This is a genomic window from Gordonia zhenghanii (assembly GCF_021738965.1).
In the GTDB taxonomy this organism is placed as follows: domain Bacteria; phylum Actinomycetota; class Actinomycetes; order Mycobacteriales; family Mycobacteriaceae; genus Gordonia; species Gordonia zhenghanii.
In genome coordinates, this window is the sequence record NZ_JAKKOQ010000014.1 from 36,311 (window position 1) to 55,281 (window position 18,971).

Here is an 18,971-nt window from a genome sequence, read left to right on the forward strand (position 1 = left end):
TCCGGAGACACCGTGGCGTTCTCCGGGTAGGCATGAGCTATGACGTCGACTCAAGAACTGAACGCACGCGCAACCGCTCTCCTCGAACTCCACCGCCCCGGCGACCCCGTCGTGTTGCCGACCGTGTGGGACGCCTGGTCGGCGAGAACGGCGGTCGACGCCCGATTCGTCGCCCTCACCGTCGGCAGCCATCCCGTCGCCGACTCGATCGGTAAGTCCGACAACGAAGGAATGTCGTTCGACGACCTGCTGACCCGCGTCGCCCACATCACGGGAGCCGTCGACGTCCCGGTCTCAGTGGACATCGAGGCCGGCTACGGCGAGAGCGCACAACGCTTGATCTCCGGTCTCCTCGAGGTCGGAGCCGTCGGCCTCAACATCGAGGACACCGTCCACAGCGAAGGCCGCCGGCTCCGGTCGTCGACCGAACACGCCGAGTTCGTCGGAGCCCTCCGCGGAGCCGCGGACGATGCGGGCGTCCACGTCGTGGTGAACGCTCGCACCGACCTGTTCATCCGCAAGGACGGCGACGAGGCCGACCGCGTCGACCGTGCCATCGCCCGACTGTCGGAGTCCGCCGCCGCGGGCGCCGACTCGCTCTACCCTGTCGGCCGCCACGAGCCGGACGTCCTGCGCCGACTGGCCGCCGAACTCCCGCTGCCGGTCAACGCCCTCGCGGTGCCCGACGCCGACGACCCGGCCTCATTCGCTCCGCTCGGCGTCGGCCGGATCAGTTTCGGCCCGCTCCTGCAGGCCGCACTGGGCAAAGCGGCCGCCGACGTGCTGGGACGGTGGCGCTGACCGAGTCGGTCTCGACCAGCGTGAGAGGGTCTCGACTCCGCTCGACCAGCGGTGACGACCAGCGTGAGGGGTCTCGACTCCGCTCGAACGGCGGGAGGGGTCTCGACGCCGCCCGACCAGCGGTGGGACTACCGCTGGCCGACCTGGGTCGGGACGATCGGTGCGGGAAGCAGCGTGGAACCGGCCAGGTAGCGGTCGGCGCCCGCTGCCGCCGAACGGCCTTCGGCGATCGCCCACACGATGAGCGACTGACCGCGGCCTGCGTCACCGGCGACGAAGACGCCCGGCAGTCCGACGGCGCCGAAGTCGGCGTCGCGCGCGACGTTGCCGCGCGCGTCGTAGGTCGCACCCAGCTCGTCGAGCAGGTCACCGCGTTCCGGACCGACGAAGCCCATTGCCAAGAGGACGAGGTCGGCGGCCAGCTCGAAGTCGCTGCCCTCCACCTTCTCGAAGCGGCCGTTCACCATCGCCACTTCGTGTGCCCTCAGGCTCGTGACGCGACCGTTCTCGCCGGTGAACTCCTCGGTGTTCACGCTGTAGACGCGTTCGCCGCCCTCCTCGTGGGCGGACGACACGCGGTACATGAGCGGGTAGGTCGGCCACGGGGTCGACTCTGCGCGCTCGACCGGCGGCTTCGGCATGATCTCGAACTGGTGGACCACCGCGGCGCCCTGACGCAGCGACGTGCCGAGGCAGTCGGCTCCGGTGTCGCCGCCGCCGATGATCACGACGTTCTTGCCGGTCGCCGTGATCTGGTTCTCGACGGTGTCGCCGTGCTGGACCTTGTTGGCCTGCGGAAGGAACTCCATCGCCTGGTGGATGCCGTCCAGTTCGCGGCCCGGGATCGGCAGATCGCGGCCGATCGTCGAACCGTTCGCCAGAACGACGGCGTCGTAGTCGCCGCGCAGCTGCTCCACGGTGACGTCCACGCCCACATTGACTCCCGCGCGGAAGGCGGTGCCCTCGGCCTCCATCTGCTCCAGACGGCGGTCGATGAAGCGCTTCTCCATCTTGAACTCGGGGATGCCGTAACGCATCAGTCCACCGATGCGGTCGGCGCGCTCGAACACCGTGACGTCGTGCCCCGCACGCGTCAGCTGCTGGGCCGCGGCGAGACCCGCCGGACCCGAACCGACCACGGCGACCTTCTTGCCCGACTTGCGATCGGGTAGGACGGGATCGACCGAACCGGTGTCCCAGGCCTTCTCGATCAGCTCCACCTCGACCTGTTTGATCGTGACGGCTGGCTGATTGATGCCGAGCACGCACGACGCCTCACACGGGGCCGGGCACAGTCGGCCGGTGAACTCCGGGAAGTTGTTCGTGGCGTGCAGACGGTCGATACCCGCATCCCACTGTCCCCGGTAGACCAGGTCGTTCCATTCGGGGATCAGATTACCGAGCGGGCAACCGTTGTGGCAGAACGGAATACCGCAGTCCATACAACGACTCGACTGCGTCTGCAGAGTGGAGTCCTCGAAGTCGTTGTAGACCTCTCGCCAATCCATCAGCCGCAGGTCCACCGGACGCCGGGTCGGCGTCTCTCGTTCGGTATGCTTGAGAAAACCTCTGGTGTCAGCCACGAGCCGCCTCCATGATCGCGTCGTTCACATCTCGTCCGGTTCGCTCGGCGACGTCGATGGCGGCGAGAACCTTCTTGTAGTCACGGGGCATCACCTTGGCGAAGTGCCCCTGCTGGTTCGACCAGTCGTCGAGGACGGCCGCAGCCACCGTCGAACCGGTCTCGTCACGGTGTTCGATCAACGCGCCCTCGAGGAACAGGACGTCGTCGGAGTCGAGTTCCTCCAGATCGACGAGTTCGGTGTTCAGGTTCGTCTCGAACGTGCCGTTCGGGTCGTACGCGTACGCGACGCCGCCGGACATGCCTGCCGCGAAGTTGCGCCCCGTCTCACCGAGGACGACAACGCTGCCGCCCGTCATGTACTCGCAGCCGTGGTCGCCGACGCCTTCGACGACGGCCGCGACACCCGAGTTGCGGACGCAGAAGCGCTCGCCTGCCACACCCCGCAAGAAGATCTTGCCTCCGGTGCCGCCGAACCCGATCACGTTGCCCGCGATGATGTTGTTCTCGGCGACGAAGTCGGCGGGAGCCTTCCGGGACGGGCGGACGACGAGTTTGCCGCCCGACAGTCCCTTGCCGACGAAGTCGTTCGCGTCGCCCTCGAGCCGCATCGTGATGCCGCGCGGGACGAACGCACCGAAGCTGTTGCCCGCCGACCCGGTGAAGTCGATCGAGATGGTGCCGTCGGGCAGCCCCTGCGCGCCGTACACCTTGGTGACCTCGTGGCCGAGCATCGTGCCGACCGTCCGGTTCACGTTGGTGATGGCGCTGGTCAGGTTGACGCGCGTCCCCGAATCGATTGCGGCGCGGGCCTTCTCGATCAACTCGTTGTCCAGCGCCTTGTCGAGTCCGTGATCTTGGACGCCCGTGCAGTGCAGGTCCTGGTTCATGAACGGCGATTCCGGGCTCGTCAGGATCGGCGACAAGTCGAGCTTGCCGGCCTTGGAGCCCTTCCACCGGGCGGTCGCCGCCGTGGTGTCGAGCGCGTCGAACCGGCCGATGGCCTCGTTCAGCGTCCGGAAACCGAGGCGAGCCAACAGCTCTCGCACTTCTTCGGCGATGTACAGCATGAAGTTCTCGACGAACTCCGGCTTGCCGGTGAAGCGCTCGCGCAACAGCGGATTCTGCGTCGCGACACCCACCGGGCAGGTGTCGAGATGGCAGACGCGCATCATGACGCAACCGGAGACGACGAGCGGCGCAGTCGCGAAACCGAACTCCTCGCCGCCGAGCAGCGCCGCGATCATCACGTCGCGGCCGGTCTTCAACTGACCGTCGACCTGGACGACGATGCGATCGCGCAAACCGTTGAGCAGCAGCGTCTGCTGGGTCTCGGCGAGGCCGATCTCCCAGGGGGCTCCCGCGTGCTTGAGTGAGGTCAACGGGCTCGCGCCGGTGCCGCCGTCGTGTCCGGAGATCAGGACGACGTCGGCGTGCGCCTTCGACACACCGGCGGCGACGGTGCCGACACCGACCTCGGAGACGAGCTTGACGTGGATGCGCGCGGCCGGGTTGGCGTTCTTCAGGTCGTGGATCAGCTGTGCGAGATCCTCGATCGAGTAGATGTCGTGGTGCGGCGGCGGCGAGATCAGTCCGACGCCCGGCGTGCTCCCGCGGACCTCGGCGATCCACGGGTACACCTTGTGCGGCGGCAGCTGACCGCCCTCGCCCGGCTTCGCGCCCTGCGCCATCTTGATCTGGATGTCGGTGCAGTTGCTCAGGTAGTGGCTGGTCACGCCGAATCGGCCCGATGCCACCTGCTTGATCGCGCTGCGTCGCCAGTCGCCGTTCTCGTCGTGGCTGAACCGACGCGGATCCTCGCCGCCCTCACCGGAGTTGGAGCGTCCGCCCAACCGGTTCATGGCGACGGCGAGCGTCTCGTGTGCTTCGGCCGAGATGGAGCCGTAGCTCATCGCACCCGTGGAGAACCGTTTGACGATCTCGCGCGCCGACTCCACCTTGTCGATCGGGATCGGGTCCCGGTCGCCGAAGTTGAAGTCGAACAGGCCACGCAGGGTGCCCAGCCGCGTCGACTGATCGTCGACGAGCTTCGTGTACTCCTTGAACACGCTGTACTGACCGGTGCGGGTCGCGTGCTGGAGTTTGAACACCGTGTCCGGGTTGAACAGGTGGTACTCGCCTTCGCGACGCCACTGGTACTCGCCGCCGACCTCGAGCTCGCGGTAGGCGCGCTCGCTCGGGCGGTCGGTGAACGCGACGGCGTGGCGGCGGGCCACCTCGTCGGCGATCTCGTCGAGGCCGATGCCGTCGAGCTGGCTGTTCAGACCGGTGAAGAACTCGTCCACGACGTCCTGCGCGATGCCGATCACCTGGAACAGCTGGGCGCCGTTGTACGACGGGACCGTGGAGATGCCCATCTTGCTCATCACCTTGAGCACGCCTTTACTGGCGGCCTTGATGTAGTTGGCGCGCGCCTTCGCGAAGCGGGCGTCGTGATCGAGATCGTCGGTCCCCGGGACGACGAGCGATCCCGAGACCAGCATGTCCTCGATGGTCTCGAACGCCATGTACGGGTTGATGCCGCTGGCGCCGAACGCGATCAGCAACGCCATGTGGTGGACCTCGCGGGCGTCACCGGATTCGACCACGATGCTGGCGCGGGTACGGGTGCGCTCACGCACCAGATGGTGGTGGACGGCCGCGGTCAACAGCAGCGACGGGATCGGCGCCAGCCTCTCGTCCGATTCGCGGTCGGACAGCACGATGATGCGCGCGCCGTCTGCGATGGCGGCGGACGCCTTGGCCCGCACCTCGTCGAGCGCCTTGCGGAGACCTTCGCCGCCCTCGGCGACCCGGTACAGGCCGTGAAGGTGGACCGACGCGAAACCGGTCGCATCGCCGTCGATGTCGACGAGGCGCGCGAGGTCGCCGTTGTCGAGGATCGGCGAGCTCAATACGATCTGCTTGGCCGAGTCGGCTCCCGGGTTCAACAGGTCGCGCTCACCGCCGATGCGATGACGGACGCTGGTGACGATCTCTTCCCGGATCGCATCCAACGGCGGGTTCGTGACCTGCGCGAACATCTGCTGGAAATAGTCGAACAACATACGCGGACGCGCCGACAGAACAGCCACCGGCGTATCGGTGCCCATGGAGCCGATCGCTTCGGCTCCGGCCGCCGCCATCGGCGAGACCAACAGGTTCAGATCTTCGTTCGTGTACCCGAACACCTGTTGGCGGAGGGTCACCCGGTCGTGCGGCATGTGGACATGCGGCGGCGCGGGCAGGTCTTCGAGCGCGACCTGGTTGGCGTCGAGCCACTCCTGGTACGGATGCTCGGCCGCGAGCGAGTCCTTGACCTCTTCGTCGGCGACGATCCGGCCCTGTGCGGTGTCGACGAGGAACATGCGGCCCGGCTGCAGGCGAGTACGCGTGACGATGTCCGCGGGATCGATGTCGAGGACGCCGACCTCCGAGCCGAGGACGACGAGGCCGTCCTTGGTGACCCAGATGCGGGACGGGCGCAGACCGTTGCGGTCGAGAACCGCGCCGATCACGGTGCCGTCGGTGAAGCAGACCGACGCCGGTCCGTCCCACGCCTCCATGAGCGCCGAGTGGTACTCGTAGAACGCGCGGTGCTCGGGCTTCATGGCCTCGCTGCGCTCCCACGCCTCGGGGACCATCATCAGGATCGAGTGCGGCAGGCTTCGGCCGCCCAGATGCAGGAGTTCGAGGACCTCGTCGAACCGCGCGGTGTCGGACGCTCCCGGCGAGCACACCGGGAAGATCTTCTCCATCGCAGTGCTCCGGTTCGCCCCGCTCGCTTCGCTCCCGGTGGCGCTGCCGAAAGCAGCTGTGTCGATGAGCGCTTCGCGAGCACGCATCCAGTTCTCGTTGCCGGTGACGGTGTTGATCTCACCGTTGTGGGCGACGCGGCGGAACGGGTGCGCGAGCGGCCACGACGGGAACGTGTTCGTGGAGAAGCGCGAGTGAACCATGCCGAGTGCGCTCTCGACGCGCTCGTCCTGCAGATCCAGGTAGAAGTCGCGCAGCTGCGGCGTGGTCAGCATGCCCTTGTAGACGAACGTCTGTCCGGACAGGCTCGGGAAGTACACGGTCTCGCGACCGGGACCGTCCTGGCCCGCACCCTTCTCGCCGAGCTCGTACTGCACGCGCTTACGCACGACGTACGCCTTACGTTCGAGGTCCATGACCGACGCGTCATCCGGTGTGCTCGGACTCCCGGCGCACGCCAGGAAGATCTGCCGGAACGTGGGCATGGCGTCGCGGGCGAGGGCGCCGAGCGACGACTCGTCGACGGGCACGTCGCGCCAGCCGAGCAGGTCGAGTCCCTCTTCGCGGACGATCGCCTCGACACCTGCGACGGCGTCACGGACGTCCTGCGCCGACTGAGGAAGGAACGCGATACCGGTGACGTAGGCGCCTTCGGCGGGCAGCTCGAAGTCGACGACCTCCCGCAGGAAGCGGTCCGGGACCTGAATCATGATGCCCGCGCCGTCGCCGGTGTTGGGCTCGGCGCCCGCGGCGCCACGGTGTTCGAGGTTGACCAGCGCGGTGATCGCCTTCTCGACGATGTCGCGGCTGCGTCGTCCGTGCATGTCGACGACGAACGCGACACCACAGGCGTCGTGCTCGTTCCGCGGATCATAGAGGCCAGTGGGCCCCGGCAAGTGCTTCATGGAATCTGCCATTCCTGCACGCGACGCTGCGTACTGATTCGTACTTCGAACCCGGTCGGACCGACGCGAGCTGCGCGTCGCCGGGGATTCAGCGTCTTTGCTGGGAGTGCTCGGGCGCATGGCCCGAGTGCAGTACCCACGATTCTGCCACGTCAGCGCACTCCGCGGCAAAATCGGCAGGACATCGGATCGAAACGACGCCGTAATGGGGCAGATCCGTCGTATCGTCTCAACTGTGGACCCTATGACCGCGAGTAACACTGAAGTCGCATCCGGCGTTCAGACGACCGGGCCGAGGCGCGCCCGCGCGCTCAACGCGTACGTCTGGCGAGCGACCCGTCCGATCATGGGCGCGCTCGGGAGCGTGCCGGCGATCGGACCGGCGGCCATTCCGCTGATGCGTCCCGCGCTCAACGCCTCACTGTCCGCGGCCAGTCCTGTTCCACGTGGAACCAAGACAACCGTCGTGAAGCAGCGGGTCGACGACGCGCAGGTGCGCGGCGAGTGGACGCACGAGGCTCAGCAGTTCGGCGGCGCCATTCCATCGCCGTCCAGCGGCCGCAGCGTCCTCTACTACCTGCACGGCAGCGGCTACCTCGTCTGTTCGGCTCGCACCCACCGCGGACTCGTCGCCCGACTGGTGCGACGATCCGGCATCGGCGCGTTCAGTCTCGACTACCGCCTCGGTCCGGAGCATCAGTTCCCGTCCGGCGGCGACGACGCGATCCGCGGCTACCGTTGGCTCCTCGACCAAGGATTCTCGGCCGATCAGATCATCGTCGGCGGCGACTCCGCCGGCGGACATCTGGCCCAAGACCTGCTGGCCGCGAACCACCGCGACGGCGTGCCGCAGCCGCGAGCGATGGTGCTGTTCTCGCCGCTCTACGATCCGGTGTTCGACGTCGCCTGCGCCCTGGAACGCAGCGGTGTCCGCGATCCGTTCATCCACGCCGCGAGCGCGCAGCGACTGATGGGCAGCTACCGCGGCGACGCGTCCCCCGACAATCCGCGGATGCGAGTCGCGTTGACCCCCGACATGGACCTGCCCGACACGCTGATCCAGTACGGCTCCCGCGAAGTCATGGCCGACGACGCCCGCATAATCCACCAGAACCTGCTCGACGCTGGCGGAACGTCGACGTTGCAGGAATGGCCGGGCCAAGGCCACGTCTTCCAGATGTTCCCGTACTTCACCCCCGATTCCCGCACCGCGATGCGCGAGGCGAAGGACTTCATCGGCCGACATCTGCTCTGATGAGGGCGCCGCAGCCTCGACTCGCGCACCGTCAGATACGTCGTCACACGCTCATTGCGTCTCAGCAGCCTGGGCGGAGGCTGCTAAGACGCAATGACGGTGTGACGAGGTATGCGAGCGTGCGATCCGATAGGTGAGGATGCGGCCAGACTCACGGCAGCAACTCTCTCGCGCGCGCATCCACTTCGGCGCGCAGGGCGGCGTGGATCGCCTGCACCGTCGGACTCGTCAGCCGTTCCCGGCGCGCGGCGAACGAGAAGTCCATTCGGATCTCGACGTCGTCGCCGAGCACCCGCTTCAAGTCGGGATGGCGGGTCGCGACGAACGCCGGGAGCAGTCCGATCCCGCCGCCCGCGCGGGTGGCCTCCACCTGTGCGAACACGTTGGTCGACATCAACCGCGACGTCAACGCAGGGAGGTGGTGCGTGAGATCGAGGTCTCCCACCTGGAGCAGGGAGTCGACGTACCAGATCAACGAATGCTCGATCAGGTCTGCGGACGTCCGCGGCATCGGGTGCATCTGGAAGTACTCGTCGGTGGCGTACAGGCCGAGGGCGTACTCGGTGAGCGGCGCGGTCACGAGTTTGCCGCTCATCGGCACGCCGACCGCGATCGCGACGTCGAAACCCGACTGATGCAAATTGAGTTGTCGTGTGGCCGTGAGGACTTCCACGGTCAGGTCCGGATTGGCGTTGCGCAGCCGCGCCATCGCCGGGGCGACGAAGTAGGCGCCGAACGCGTCCGGCGCGGTGATCCGCACATTGCCGCGCAGCGAATTCGTCCGGGCGCCTGCCACCACGTCGATCGCACTCTCGACCGCGGACTCGATCGGCGCCGCCCGTTCGGCGACGTCGCGGCCGATCTCCGTCAGTTCCCAGCCGTCCACGCCCTGCTCCACCAGACGTACGCCGAGCACCTGCTCCAGGGCACGAATCCGGCGCGTCACCGTGCTCGAGTCGACGCCGAGATCGGTCGCCGCGACCGCCCGACTCCCCGCTCGCGCCACCGCCAACAGGTAGCGGAGATCGTCGGCCCGCACGCTCCGCGCATCGATACTGTCCGGCATTGCACGATTGTAATCCGCTAGGAAGTCGCACCCGGCAGTTCTGCACCCCTGCCATGCGCAAATGTGCGTTGACGCACACCCTGCCCCTGGCGAAGATGGGTGTCGGCGGACACATGTCCGACGCCGACCCGAGGAGAACACCCGCGATGCCCGCAGACACCGACTCGCCCGCCGTCGTCACGACGGTCACCGGACGCGCAGGTGTGATCACGTTGAACCGCCCGCGCTCGATCAACGCCCTCGATCACGAGATGGTGCAGTCGATGGACGCGACCCTCGTGGCCTGGGCCGATGACGACGCGATCGACGTCGTCGTGGTGCGCGGCGCGGGCGACCGCGGACTCTGCGCAGGCGGCGACATCGTCGCTATCCACCGGGACGCGAATGCGCTGGCGGGCGCGGGTGACGAAGCCGCAGCAGCGTCCGACTCGGCAGCGTTCTGGCGCGACGAGTACGTGATGAACGCACGGATCGGCGAGTACCCGAAGCCGTACGTCGCGTTGATGGACGGCATTGTGATGGGCGGCGGCGTCGGCGTCTGCGGGCACGCGAACACTCGGATCGTCACCGAACGCACTCGCCTCGCGATGCCCGAAGTGGGCATCGGACTGGTACCCGACGTCGGCGGTACGTGGCTCCTCTCGCACGTGGCCGACGAGCTCGGCACCTACGCCGCACTCACGACGACGCACCTGCGCGGCGGGGATGTGATGGCGCTCGGACTGGCCGACCACTTCGTTCCGTCCGAGGATCTCGACGCGCTCGTCGACGCTCTCGCCGACCGGCCGCTCGACGATGTCCTCACTGAATTCGCCCAGACCCCACCGGATTCCGAGGTCGCGGGCGGGCGCGACTGGATCAAGACCGTGTTCGCGGCCGACACCGTCGCACAGATCCTCGAGAACTGCATCGCCACCGCCACGCCGGAGGGATTCGCGACGGCCGAGGCGATCGAAGGGAAGTCGCCCGCGGCGCTCGCCGCGACCCTCTCGGCACTGCGCGCCGCTGCGAACGATGGTTCGCTGCGCGAGTCCCTGGTCCGCGAGTACCGGTCGTCGTTGCGCTGCCTGCAGCACCCCGACCTCGCCGAAGGCATCCGTGCCCAAGTGATCGACAAGGACCGCAAGCCCGCGTGGAAGACCGGCCCGGTCGACGCTGACGCATTCACAGCGCCGCTGCCGGATCATCTCGAACTGAAGCTGTAGAGAAGGAGACCCCATGGCGAATTCCCCCGAGTACGAGACGATCACGGTTCAGACGCAGGGCCGCGTGGGTGTGATCACCCTCGACCGCCCCAAAGCTCTCAACGCCCTGAACACCCAGTTGATGAACGAAGTCGTCGGCGCCGCAACCGCATTCGACGACGACCCCGCGATCGGTGCCATCGTGATCACCGGCTCGGATCGTGCGTTCGCGGCCGGAGCCGACATCAAGGAGATGTCGTCCAAGTCGTTCAGCGACGTGCAGTCCGAGCGCTTCTTCGGCGACTGGGACCGCCTCGCCGATCTGAGCACCCCGACGATCGCGGCGGTGAACGGCTTCGCCCTCGGCGGCGGCTGCGAACTCGCGATGCTGTGCGACATCCTGATCGCAGGCGACACCGCGAAGTTCGGGCAGCCCGAGATCAATCTCGGCGTCATCCCGGGCATCGGCGGATCACAGCGCCTGACCCGCGCAGTCGGCAAGGCCAAGGCGATGGACCTGATCCTCACCGGCCGTCAGATGAAGGTCGACGAAGCCGATCGTCTCGGCCTCGTCTCCCGCGTGGTCCCCGCCGAGGAGACTCTGCAGACCGCACTCGACGTCGCAGGCGAGATCGCGGACAAGTCGGCGATCGCGACCTCGCTCGCCAAGGAGGCGGTCAACCGCGCTTTCGAGTCGGGCCTCACCGAAGGCGTCCGCACCGAACGCTCCCTGTTCTACTCGACGTTCGCCACCGACGACCAGACCGAAGGAATGGCCGCCTTCGTCGAGAAACGCACCCCGAACTTCCAACACCGCTGACCCCACCCGCCCACTGATCGAGCCCACCACCGCTGATCGACCCTTAACCCGCTGGTCGAGCGAAGTCGAGACCCCACCACCCGCTGATCGAGCGAAGTCGACATAGCTCCGCTGGTCGAGCGGAGCCGACATAGCTCCGCTGATCGAGCGGAGTCGAGACAGCTCCGCTGGTCGAGCGGAGTCGAGACAGCTCCGCTGGTCGAGCGGAGTCGAGACCCACCCCAAAGGAGCACCACCATGACCGACGTCATCCCCCACTACATCGGCGGCAAGCGCACCACCACGATCGGCGACGCCGCACCCTCGGGTCGCACCGCCGACGTCTTGAACCCGAGCCTGGGCACTGTGCAGGCACAGGTCGCTCTCGCGTCGACCGACGAGGTCGCGGCCGCGGTCGCGATCGCCTCCGAGGCGCAGAAGGTGTGGGCGTCGTGGAACCCGCAGCGTCGCGCCCGCGTCCTGATGCGGTTCATCACGCTGGTGAACGAGAACATGGACGAGCTGGCGACGTCGCTGTCGATGGAGCACGGCAAGACGTTCGAAGACGCCAAGGGCGATGTGCAGCGCGGCATCGAGGTCATCGAGTTCGCGACCGGCATCCCGCACCTGATCAAGGGCGAATACACCGAGGGCGCGGGCCCCGGCATCGACGTCTACTCGATGCGCCAGCCGCTCGGCGTGGTCGCGGGCATCACCCCGTTCAACTTCCCCGCCATGATTCCGCTGTGGAAGGCCGGACCGGCCCTGGCGTGCGGCAACGCCTTCATTCTGAAGCCGTCCGAGCGCGACCCGTCGGTCACCGTGCGTCTGGCCGAACTGTTCACCGAGGCCGGCCTGCCCGACGGCGTGTTCCAGGTCGTCAACGGCGACAAGGAGTCGGTCGACGCCCTCCTGACCCACCCGGACGTGAAGGCTCTCGGGTTCGTCGGCAGCAGCGACATCGCGCAGTACATCTACGAGACCGCGGCAGCCAACGGCAAGCGGTCGCAGTGCTTCGGCGGCGCGAAGAACCACATGATCATCCTTCCGGACGCCGACCTCGACCAGGCCGTCGACGCTCTCGTCGGCGCAGGTTACGGTGCCGCCGGTGAGCGCTGCATGGCGATCTCGGTGGCTGTGCCGGTCGGCGAGGAGACGGCTGAAGCGTTGCGCGCCAAGCTCGTCGACAAGGTGAAGGCATTGCGCGTCGGCCACTCGCTGGACCCGAAGGCCGATTACGGTCCGCTCGTCACCGGCGCCGCGCGCGACAAGGTCGTCGACTACATCGGGCAGGGCGTCGAGTCCGGAGCCGAGCTCGTCATCGACGGGCGCGAGCGCACCAGCGACGACTCCACCTTCGACGGCGACGACCTGTCGAACGGCTACTTCGTGGGCCCGACCCTGTTCGACCACGTCACCAAGGACATGTCGATCTACACCGACGAGGTGTTCGGTCCGGTGCTGACGATCGTCCGCGCCAAGGACTACGACGAGGCACTCGCCCTCCCGACCGAGCACGAGTACGGCAACGGCGTCTCGATCTTCACCCGTGACGGCGACGCCGCGCGCGACTTCACCTCGCGCGTCGAGGTCGGCATGGTCGGCGTCAACGTGCCGATCCCGGTCCCGGTGGCCTACCACACGTTCGGCGGCTGGAAGCGGTCCGGATTCGGCGACCTGAACCAGCACGGTCCGGCGTCGATCATGTTCTACACGAAGACCAAGACGGTCACGCAGCGGTGGCCGTCGGGCATCAAGGACGGGGCCGAGTTCTCCATCCCGACGATGGAGTGACGCACCCTACTGCTGAGATCAGTACGCTCATCGACCCCTGGGGACTATTAGTCCCCGCACAGCGGTGAGCGTACTGATCTCAGCACCGACTCGACTGGCGATCCAATCCGACCCGAATCCGAAAGCTGCGCCGTACCGTGACAAACGTGGATGTCCGAGTGAATACGATCGATTCCCTTCTACGCAGGTCGGCGTCGCGCACGCCGAACGCCGTCGCTCTCCGGTTCGCCGACTGCGACTGGACGTACCGCGCGCTCGACGACGCCGTGACGCGCGCTGCTGCGCGGCTCCTCACGCTCGACGTCGAGCCCGGAGCGCGAATCGCAGCATTCGGGGTGAACTCCGACGCCTACCTGATCGGGTTCCTCGCCACGATCCGCGCGGGCCTGGTGCACGTGCCGATCAACTTCGCTCTCAAAGCAGGCGAGCTGCGGTACTTGCTTGAGGACTCCGGCGCCTCCATCGTGTTGGTCGATCCGCCGCTGCGACCGACGCTCGACGAGGTCACGACCGATCTCCCGGTGATCGCCCTGCGCGACGCCGACGACAGCCTCGTGGCCTCGTCGTCTGACGGTCCGGTGCCCGAGCTGGACGTCGTCGTCGCGCCGACGGACCTCGCGCAGCTCCTGTACACGTCGGGCACCACCTCCGCGCCGAAGGGCGCGATGATGACCCACCAGGCACTGGTCCACGAGTACGTGTCGAGTCTGATCGGCCTCGACTTAGCAGTCGACGACGCCCCGCTGATCGCCATGCCGCTCTACCACTCGGCAGGCATGCACGTGTTCGCGCTGCCGTACCTCTCGATCGGCGCAACGGTCTCGTTGATCGAGAAGCCCGACGTCGGCGAGATCCTCCGGCTCGTGGAGGAACGCCGCATCGGATCTCTGTTCCTGGCGCCGACGGTGTGGGTGCCCCTCGCGAACAGTCCCGAACTGGACTCCCGTGACCTGAGCTCGTTGAAGAAGGCGCAGTACGGCGCGTCGATCATGCCGGTGACCGTCTTGAATCGGCTGCGCGAACGCTACCCGGACATCGGCTTCTACAACTGCTTCGGTCAGTCCGAGATCGGCCCACTCGCCACCATTCTGCGACCCGAGGAACACGCCGACCGTCCCGCCTCGTGCGGACGCCCGGCGTTCTTCGTCGAGACCCGGATCGTCGACGGGAACGGCGACGACGTCCCGGTCGGCGAGCAGGGCGAGGTCTGCTACCGCTCGCCGCAGCTGTGCAGCGGCTACTGGAACAAGCCGGAGGCAACCGACGAGGCGTTCACGGGCGGCTGGTTCCATTCCGGCGACCTCGTGACCAGCGACGAGCAGGGGTACATCACGGTCGTCGACCGGATCAAGGACGTCATCAACACCGGCGGTGTCCTCGTCGCCTCTCGCGAGGTGGAGGACGCCGTCTACCTGCACCCGGCGGTTGCCGAGGTCGCGGTGATCGGGACGCCCGACGAGAAGTGGATCGAGGCGGTGACAGCAGTCGTCGTCACCAAGGACGACCAGTCGGTCACCGAAGGCGAGTTGATCGCGTTCGTGAAGGAGCGAATCGCGCCGTTCAAGGTCCCCAAATCGGTGACGTTCGTCGACGAACTCCCGCGCAATCAGAGCGGCAAGCTGTTGAAGCGGGAGCTGCGCGCGCAGGCGTGACCGTCCGCCCCTGGGCGAGGCGACCATTCGGGCGCAACCCCTGACGAGAGTCTGACGACGCGCTAGCCTCGGGTCAGGGCCCGTGCCCCGGTCGCGCGGGCCTCCTACAGCCCACCCTCTACCTCCCTAGGAGGACGAGCATGACGGACGACAAGAACTACACGACCACCGACTCGGGCGCGCCTGCCGGAAGCGACGAGCACTCTCTCACGGTTGGGGCCGCAGGCCCCATCGTCCTGCACGATCACTACCTGATCGAGCAGATGGCCCAGTTCAACCGCGAACGCATCCCCGAGCGCCAGCCGCACGCCAAGGGCAGCGGCGCGTTCGGCACGTTCGAGACCACCGGAGACGTGTCGGCGTACACGTGCGCCTCCCTGTTTCAGCCGGGCGCGAAGACCGAGATGGTGGCACGGTTCTCCACCGTCGCCGGTGAGCGCGGCAGCCCGGACACCTGGCGCGATCCGCGCGGATTCGCGTTGAAGTTCTACACCGATGAAGGCGTCTACGACATGGTCGGCAACAACACGCCGGTCTTCTTCATCAAGGATCCGATGAAGTTCCAGCACTTCATCCGTTCGCAGAAGCGCCGCGCCGACAACAACCTGCGCGACAACGACATGCAGTGGGACTTCTGGACGCTGTCGCCCGAGTCGGCGCACCAGGTCACCTGGCTGATGGGCGACCGCGGCATCCCGCGCACGTGGCGGCACATGAACGGCTACAGCTCGCACACCTACCTGTGGGTCAACGCCGAGGGCGTCAAGCACTGGGTCAAGTACCACTTCATCACCGACCAGGGCGTCGAGTTCCTGAAACAGGACGAGGCCGATCAGCTCGCGGGCGCCGACGGCGACTTCCACACGCGCGATCTGTTCGACTCGATCGCGAAGGGCGACAACCCGAGTTGGACGCTCAAGGTCCAGCTCATGCCGTTCGACGATGCGAAGAACTACCGGTACAACCCGTTCGATCTGACGAAGGTCTGGCCGCACGCCGACTACCCCCTCCACGAGGTGGGCACGATGACGCTGCACACCAACCCGACCGACAACCACGCGCAGATCGAGCAGGCGGCCTTCGAGCCGAGCAACGTGGTGCCGGGGATCGGTTTCAGCCCCGACCGGATGCTGCTCGGTCGTGTGTTCGCGTACTCGGACGCACACCGTGCACGGCTCGGAGCCAACTACAAGCAGATCCCGGTCAACCGGCCGCACAACGAGGTCCGCACCTACTCGAAGGACGGTGCGATGCGCATCGATCCGGTGAGCGACCCGGTGTACGCGCCGAACTCGAAGGGCGGTCCGGCCGCCACGTATTCGGGGCAGGCCGAGCCGCAGTGGGCCAGCGACGGCGAGATCGTCCGCAGCGCCTACGTCGACCACTCCGAGGACGACGACTGGTCGCAGCCCGGCTCGTTGGTCCGTGACGTCTTGGGCGACGACGAGCGGGATCGACTGGCGGGCAACGTCGCCGGACATCTCCTCGGCGGGGTCAGCGAGCCGGTGCTCGCGCGGGCGTTCGAGTACTGGCGCAACGTCGACGCCGATCTCGGAGCCGAGATCGAGCGGCGGGTACGCGCCGGATAGACGCGCTCACCGCGAGACGCGAACGACAGACGGCGCCGGAGCACTCGTGCTCCGGCGCCGTCTACTCTTCCCAGCGCGCGCTCGAACTCGGGTCCTGTGCGTCCGGCTCCGCGCCTCATGCATCACGGCAGGTGCCTGCGCGATCGGTAGGCGATGGCTCCGAGGGAGATCCCGAGCAGGACGATCAACGCGATCAGCAGTTCCAGCGTCGTGAAGGGCGGGGTAAGGGCCGCGAGAATCGTCGGCATCGCGAACCCGAGGTAGGCGACGGCGTAGAAGATCCCGGTCAGTCGCGCGAGATCTTCGGGCGGCGCGATCCGCTGCACCTCCATCAGTCCCGAGGTGAGCCCGATTCCGAAGCCGACGCCGAACACGACGCTCGCGACGACGCCGATCGACAGGCTGTCCGCGGTGACGGCGACGATCATGACGACGATGCCGAGCAGGAGGGTGGCCAGCGAGACGAGCAGGCCGCGTGCGCTCGACGCCGAGTCGATGCGTTTTGCGAGCGGCTGGACCGCCGCGCTGGTGCCGAGCGCGATGACGCTGAGCAGCGTCCCGTACGCGAGACCGAGACCGCCTGCCGCGTCGGCGAGCAGAACCGGTTGGTAGCCGTACGACAGCCCGCACGCGATGAACAGCCACGGGCAGCAGATCAGCACCACGCGCACGAACCGGCGGTGTCGCGCCGACGGCACGAGAAGCGGGCTCCGTTCGGTGGCCTGCCCGGACACGGCGGGCGCCGTCTCCGTCGGCCGCAGCAGCAGCCATGCGAACGGCGCCGCTACGGCGATGTGCAGGAGGAACGGCAGCGTGTGCGTCCACGGCCCCCATTGGGCGATGCAGCCCGCGACGAGCGCTCCGAGCGCCGAGCCGAGGGTGAACGCGAGCGACGCGCGTCGCGCGCCCGACGACACGTCCGCGTGCGGGTCGAACGACGGATGCGACAGCTCTTTGAGCCAGGTGGTGCCGACCGCGGTCGCGGTGCCGACGGCGACCCCGGAGAACATCCGCCCGACGAAGATCGTCCACAGGCCGAGTTCCTCGCTCGCGAGCAGCGCACTGCCGATGAGGCCTGCGGCCACCGCCACCAGCATCGGTGCACGCCGGCCGACACGGTCGGCGACGGAGCCCGAGACGATGAGGGCAGGCACCAGACCGACGACGTAGATCCCGAGGAACGCCGTGACCGTCGACGCCGAGAAGTGGTCTTGTTCGCGGTACATGACGAGGAGCGGACTGAACTGGTTGCCCGACCACGCGCACACGAAGAGCGCGCCGAACACGAGCACCCAGTCGCGCGGGAACGTCCTCGCCGACGCGACCGACGCGGCGCGGATCTGCGTCCCGGCGGTCACAGCGCGCCCTGGTACAGGTCGAAGTGGGTCTGCAGGAGCGCGGAGTAGCGGTCGGCCGCGCCGTCGCGCAGGCAGGTGGCCAGCTGCTCGTGGTGGTCCAACGATGATCGGAGGTTGGCCGGGTCGATGCGCAGCAAGAGGTTCCGCAGACGCTGCTGACGGGCCCGTAGTTGCTCGTAGAAGTGCACGGCGATCGGATTGCCGGAGGCGCGGACGACGAGGAGGTGGAACTCATCGTCGACGACGGTGAACCCGTCGACGTCCTGGGCGTCGGCGAGGACGCGTTGGCGTGCGAGGTTCGCGTCGAGGTCGGCGCGAGTCTGCTCGCCGAGTCCGCCCTTGCCGAACAGCTGGGCTGCGGCCGCCACCTCGATCGCGTGGCGCATCGAGAGGACGTCGCTCGTCTCGGACGGAGTCATCGGTCGGACGACGGCGCCGCGACGCGGCTGCAGATCGAGGAGCTGTTCTGCTTCTAAGCGGAGGAACGCTTCATGCACCGGGGTGCGGCTGAGTCCCAACTCCGCGCTGACGGCGACCTCGCTGAGCAGCGATCCGCCCGGCAGATCGCCGCTGATGATGCGGCTCTTCGTCGCCGTGTACGCACGCTCGGCCGCGACTTCGGCATTCGATCCCATACCGGAGAAATTACTTGCATGCATCCTTGCATGCAAGGAACGTGAGCGAGCAGACTCCCCGTCCTCCGACATAGTGGATGATGGCGTCATGCGCACTCTGCTGAACATCATCTGGCTCTTGCTCTGCGGCCTGTGGATGGCGATCGGTTACGTACTCGCAGGCATTCTCTGCTGCATCCTGATCATCACCATCCCGTTCGGGATCGCGTCGTTCCGCATCGCCGCGTACGCGCTCTGGCCGTTCGGGCGGACCACGGTCGCCAAACCCGGCGCCGGTGCGGGCTCGACCATCGGCAACATCATCTGGATCGTGTTCGCGGGCCTCTGGCTCGCCATCGGACACATCACGACCGGCCTCGCACTCTGCGTCACGATCATCGGCATCCCGCTCGGCATCGCGAGCTTCAAGATGGTGCCCATCTCCCTGATGCCCCTCGGCGTCGACATTGTCTCCGTCGACGAGGTCCGGCCCGGAGCTTACGAAGCCCGCTGACCCACGCCGATCGAGCTCACCTCACGCTGATCGAGCGGAGTCGAGATCCCCCGAACGACAGTGCGCCGCACGGGGTCTCGACTCCGGTTCTCCTGAGCGGAG

Annotated in this window: 13 protein-coding genes; 8 read left to right on the forward strand and 5 right to left on the reverse strand. The window is 67.4% G+C overall.

Going from position 1 to position 18,971, the window contains the following annotated elements:
• Positions 1-39 precede the first annotated feature (39 nt).
• Complete coding sequence (locus tag L5G32_RS15065) at positions 40-801, forward strand: isocitrate lyase/PEP mutase family protein (protein WP_237011893.1); 762 nt, start codon at positions 40-42, stop codon at positions 799-801.
• A gap of 128 nt (positions 802-929) precedes the next feature.
• On the opposite strand, the gene L5G32_RS15070 is transcribed toward L5G32_RS15065, so the two are convergent.
• Both L5G32_RS15070 and gltB read right to left on the reverse strand, forming a co-directional pair.
• A complete protein-coding gene (locus tag L5G32_RS15070) occupies positions 930-2,384 on the reverse strand; it encodes a glutamate synthase subunit beta (RefSeq protein ID WP_237011894.1) in 1,455 nt (484 codons plus the stop codon).
• Positions 2,377-7,044: a glutamate synthase large subunit gene (gene gltB, locus L5G32_RS15075; protein WP_237011895.1), complete on the reverse strand. Its 4,668-nt coding sequence runs from the start codon at positions 7,042-7,044 to the stop codon at positions 2,377-2,379. The genes L5G32_RS15070 and gltB overlap by 8 nt, the downstream gene beginning before the upstream one ends.
• Before the next feature lie 244 nt (positions 7,045-7,288).
• Here gltB and L5G32_RS15080 point away from each other — a divergent pair, with 244 nt between their 5' ends.
• Positions 7,289-8,299, forward strand: coding sequence for an alpha/beta hydrolase (locus tag L5G32_RS15080; protein WP_237011896.1), 1,011 nt, complete (start codon positions 7,289-7,291; stop codon positions 8,297-8,299).
• Between the two features lie 151 nt (positions 8,300-8,450).
• Here L5G32_RS15080 and L5G32_RS15085 read toward each other — a convergent pair whose 3' ends face one another.
• Positions 8,451-9,365, reverse strand: coding sequence for a LysR family transcriptional regulator (locus tag L5G32_RS15085; RefSeq protein ID WP_237011897.1), 915 nt, complete (start codon positions 9,363-9,365; stop codon positions 8,451-8,453).
• A gap of 146 nt (positions 9,366-9,511) precedes the next feature.
• On the opposite strand from L5G32_RS15085, the gene L5G32_RS15090 reads away from it, so the two are divergent.
• The 5 genes from L5G32_RS15090 to L5G32_RS15110 all read left to right on the forward strand — a co-directional run bounded on the left by L5G32_RS15090 (position 9,512) and on the right by L5G32_RS15110 (position 16,383).
• On the forward strand, positions 9,512-10,570 hold the full coding sequence (locus L5G32_RS15090) for a 3-hydroxyisobutyryl-CoA hydrolase (protein WP_237011898.1): 1,059 nt from the start codon (positions 9,512-9,514) through the stop codon (positions 10,568-10,570).
• 13 nt (positions 10,571-10,583) lie between these two features.
• Entirely contained in the window at positions 10,584-11,369 is a 786-nt protein-coding gene (locus L5G32_RS15095; protein WP_237011899.1) for an enoyl-CoA hydratase, read from the forward strand.
• Positions 11,370-11,606: 237 nt separating this feature from the next.
• Positions 11,607-13,142, forward strand: coding sequence for a CoA-acylating methylmalonate-semialdehyde dehydrogenase (locus L5G32_RS15100; RefSeq protein ID WP_237011900.1), 1,536 nt, complete (start codon positions 11,607-11,609; stop codon positions 13,140-13,142).
• A 158-nt stretch (positions 13,143-13,300) separates the two neighbouring features.
• Positions 13,301-14,794 (forward strand): fatty acyl-CoA synthetase, encoded by a 1,494-nt coding sequence (locus L5G32_RS15105; protein WP_237011901.1) that lies wholly within the window; start codon positions 13,301-13,303, stop codon positions 14,792-14,794.
• A 140-nt stretch (positions 14,795-14,934) separates the two neighbouring features.
• Complete coding sequence (locus tag L5G32_RS15110) at positions 14,935-16,383, forward strand: catalase (protein WP_237011902.1); 1,449 nt, start codon at positions 14,935-14,937, stop codon at positions 16,381-16,383.
• 122 nt (positions 16,384-16,505) lie between these two features.
• Here L5G32_RS15110 and L5G32_RS15115 read toward each other — a convergent pair whose 3' ends face one another.
• Both L5G32_RS15115 and L5G32_RS15120 read right to left on the reverse strand, forming a co-directional pair.
• Positions 16,506-17,741, reverse strand: coding sequence for an MFS transporter (locus L5G32_RS15115; RefSeq protein ID WP_237011903.1), 1,236 nt, complete (start codon positions 17,739-17,741; stop codon positions 16,506-16,508).
• The gene (locus L5G32_RS15120; protein ID WP_237011904.1) at positions 17,738-18,400 is read right to left on the reverse strand and encodes a GntR family transcriptional regulator; all 663 of its coding nucleotides are present in this window, start codon (positions 18,398-18,400) and stop codon (positions 17,738-17,740) included. Before L5G32_RS15120 ends, L5G32_RS15115 begins: the two co-directional genes overlap by 4 nt.
• A gap of 64 nt (positions 18,401-18,464) precedes the next feature.
• Here L5G32_RS15120 and L5G32_RS15125 point away from each other — a divergent pair, with 64 nt between their 5' ends.
• Positions 18,465-18,869 carry a YccF domain-containing protein gene (locus L5G32_RS15125; protein ID WP_237011905.1) on the forward strand — a complete coding sequence of 135 codons (405 nt, stop codon included), beginning with the start codon at positions 18,465-18,467 and terminating at the stop codon, positions 18,867-18,869.
• Positions 18,870-18,971: the final 102 nt, after the last annotated feature.

Bases quoted from the DNA above. Each gene is read 5' to 3' on its own strand.
- L5G32_RS15065 (WP_237011893.1), top strand. From the start codon at position 40: ATGACGTCGACTCAAGAACTGAACGCACGCGCAACCGCTCTCCTCGAA.
- gltB (WP_237011895.1), bottom strand. From the start codon at position 7,044: ATGAAGCACTTGCCGGGGCCCACTGGCCTCTATGATCCGCGGAACGAG.
- L5G32_RS15080 (WP_237011896.1), top strand. From the start codon at position 7,289: ATGACCGCGAGTAACACTGAAGTCGCATCCGGCGTTCAGACGACCGGG.
- L5G32_RS15085 (WP_237011897.1), bottom strand. From the start codon at position 9,365: ATGCCGGACAGTATCGATGCGCGGAGCGTGCGGGCCGACGATCTCCGC.
- L5G32_RS15090 (WP_237011898.1), top strand. From the start codon at position 9,512: ATGCCCGCAGACACCGACTCGCCCGCCGTCGTCACGACGGTCACCGGA.
- L5G32_RS15095 (WP_237011899.1), top strand. From the start codon at position 10,584: ATGGCGAATTCCCCCGAGTACGAGACGATCACGGTTCAGACGCAGGGC.
- L5G32_RS15100 (WP_237011900.1), top strand. From the start codon at position 11,607: ATGACCGACGTCATCCCCCACTACATCGGCGGCAAGCGCACCACCACG.
- L5G32_RS15110 (WP_237011902.1), top strand. From the start codon at position 14,935: ATGACGGACGACAAGAACTACACGACCACCGACTCGGGCGCGCCTGCC.
- L5G32_RS15120 (WP_237011904.1), bottom strand. From the start codon at position 18,400: ATGCATGCAAGTAATTTCTCCGGTATGGGATCGAATGCCGAAGTCGCG.
- L5G32_RS15125 (WP_237011905.1), top strand. From the start codon at position 18,465: ATGCGCACTCTGCTGAACATCATCTGGCTCTTGCTCTGCGGCCTGTGG.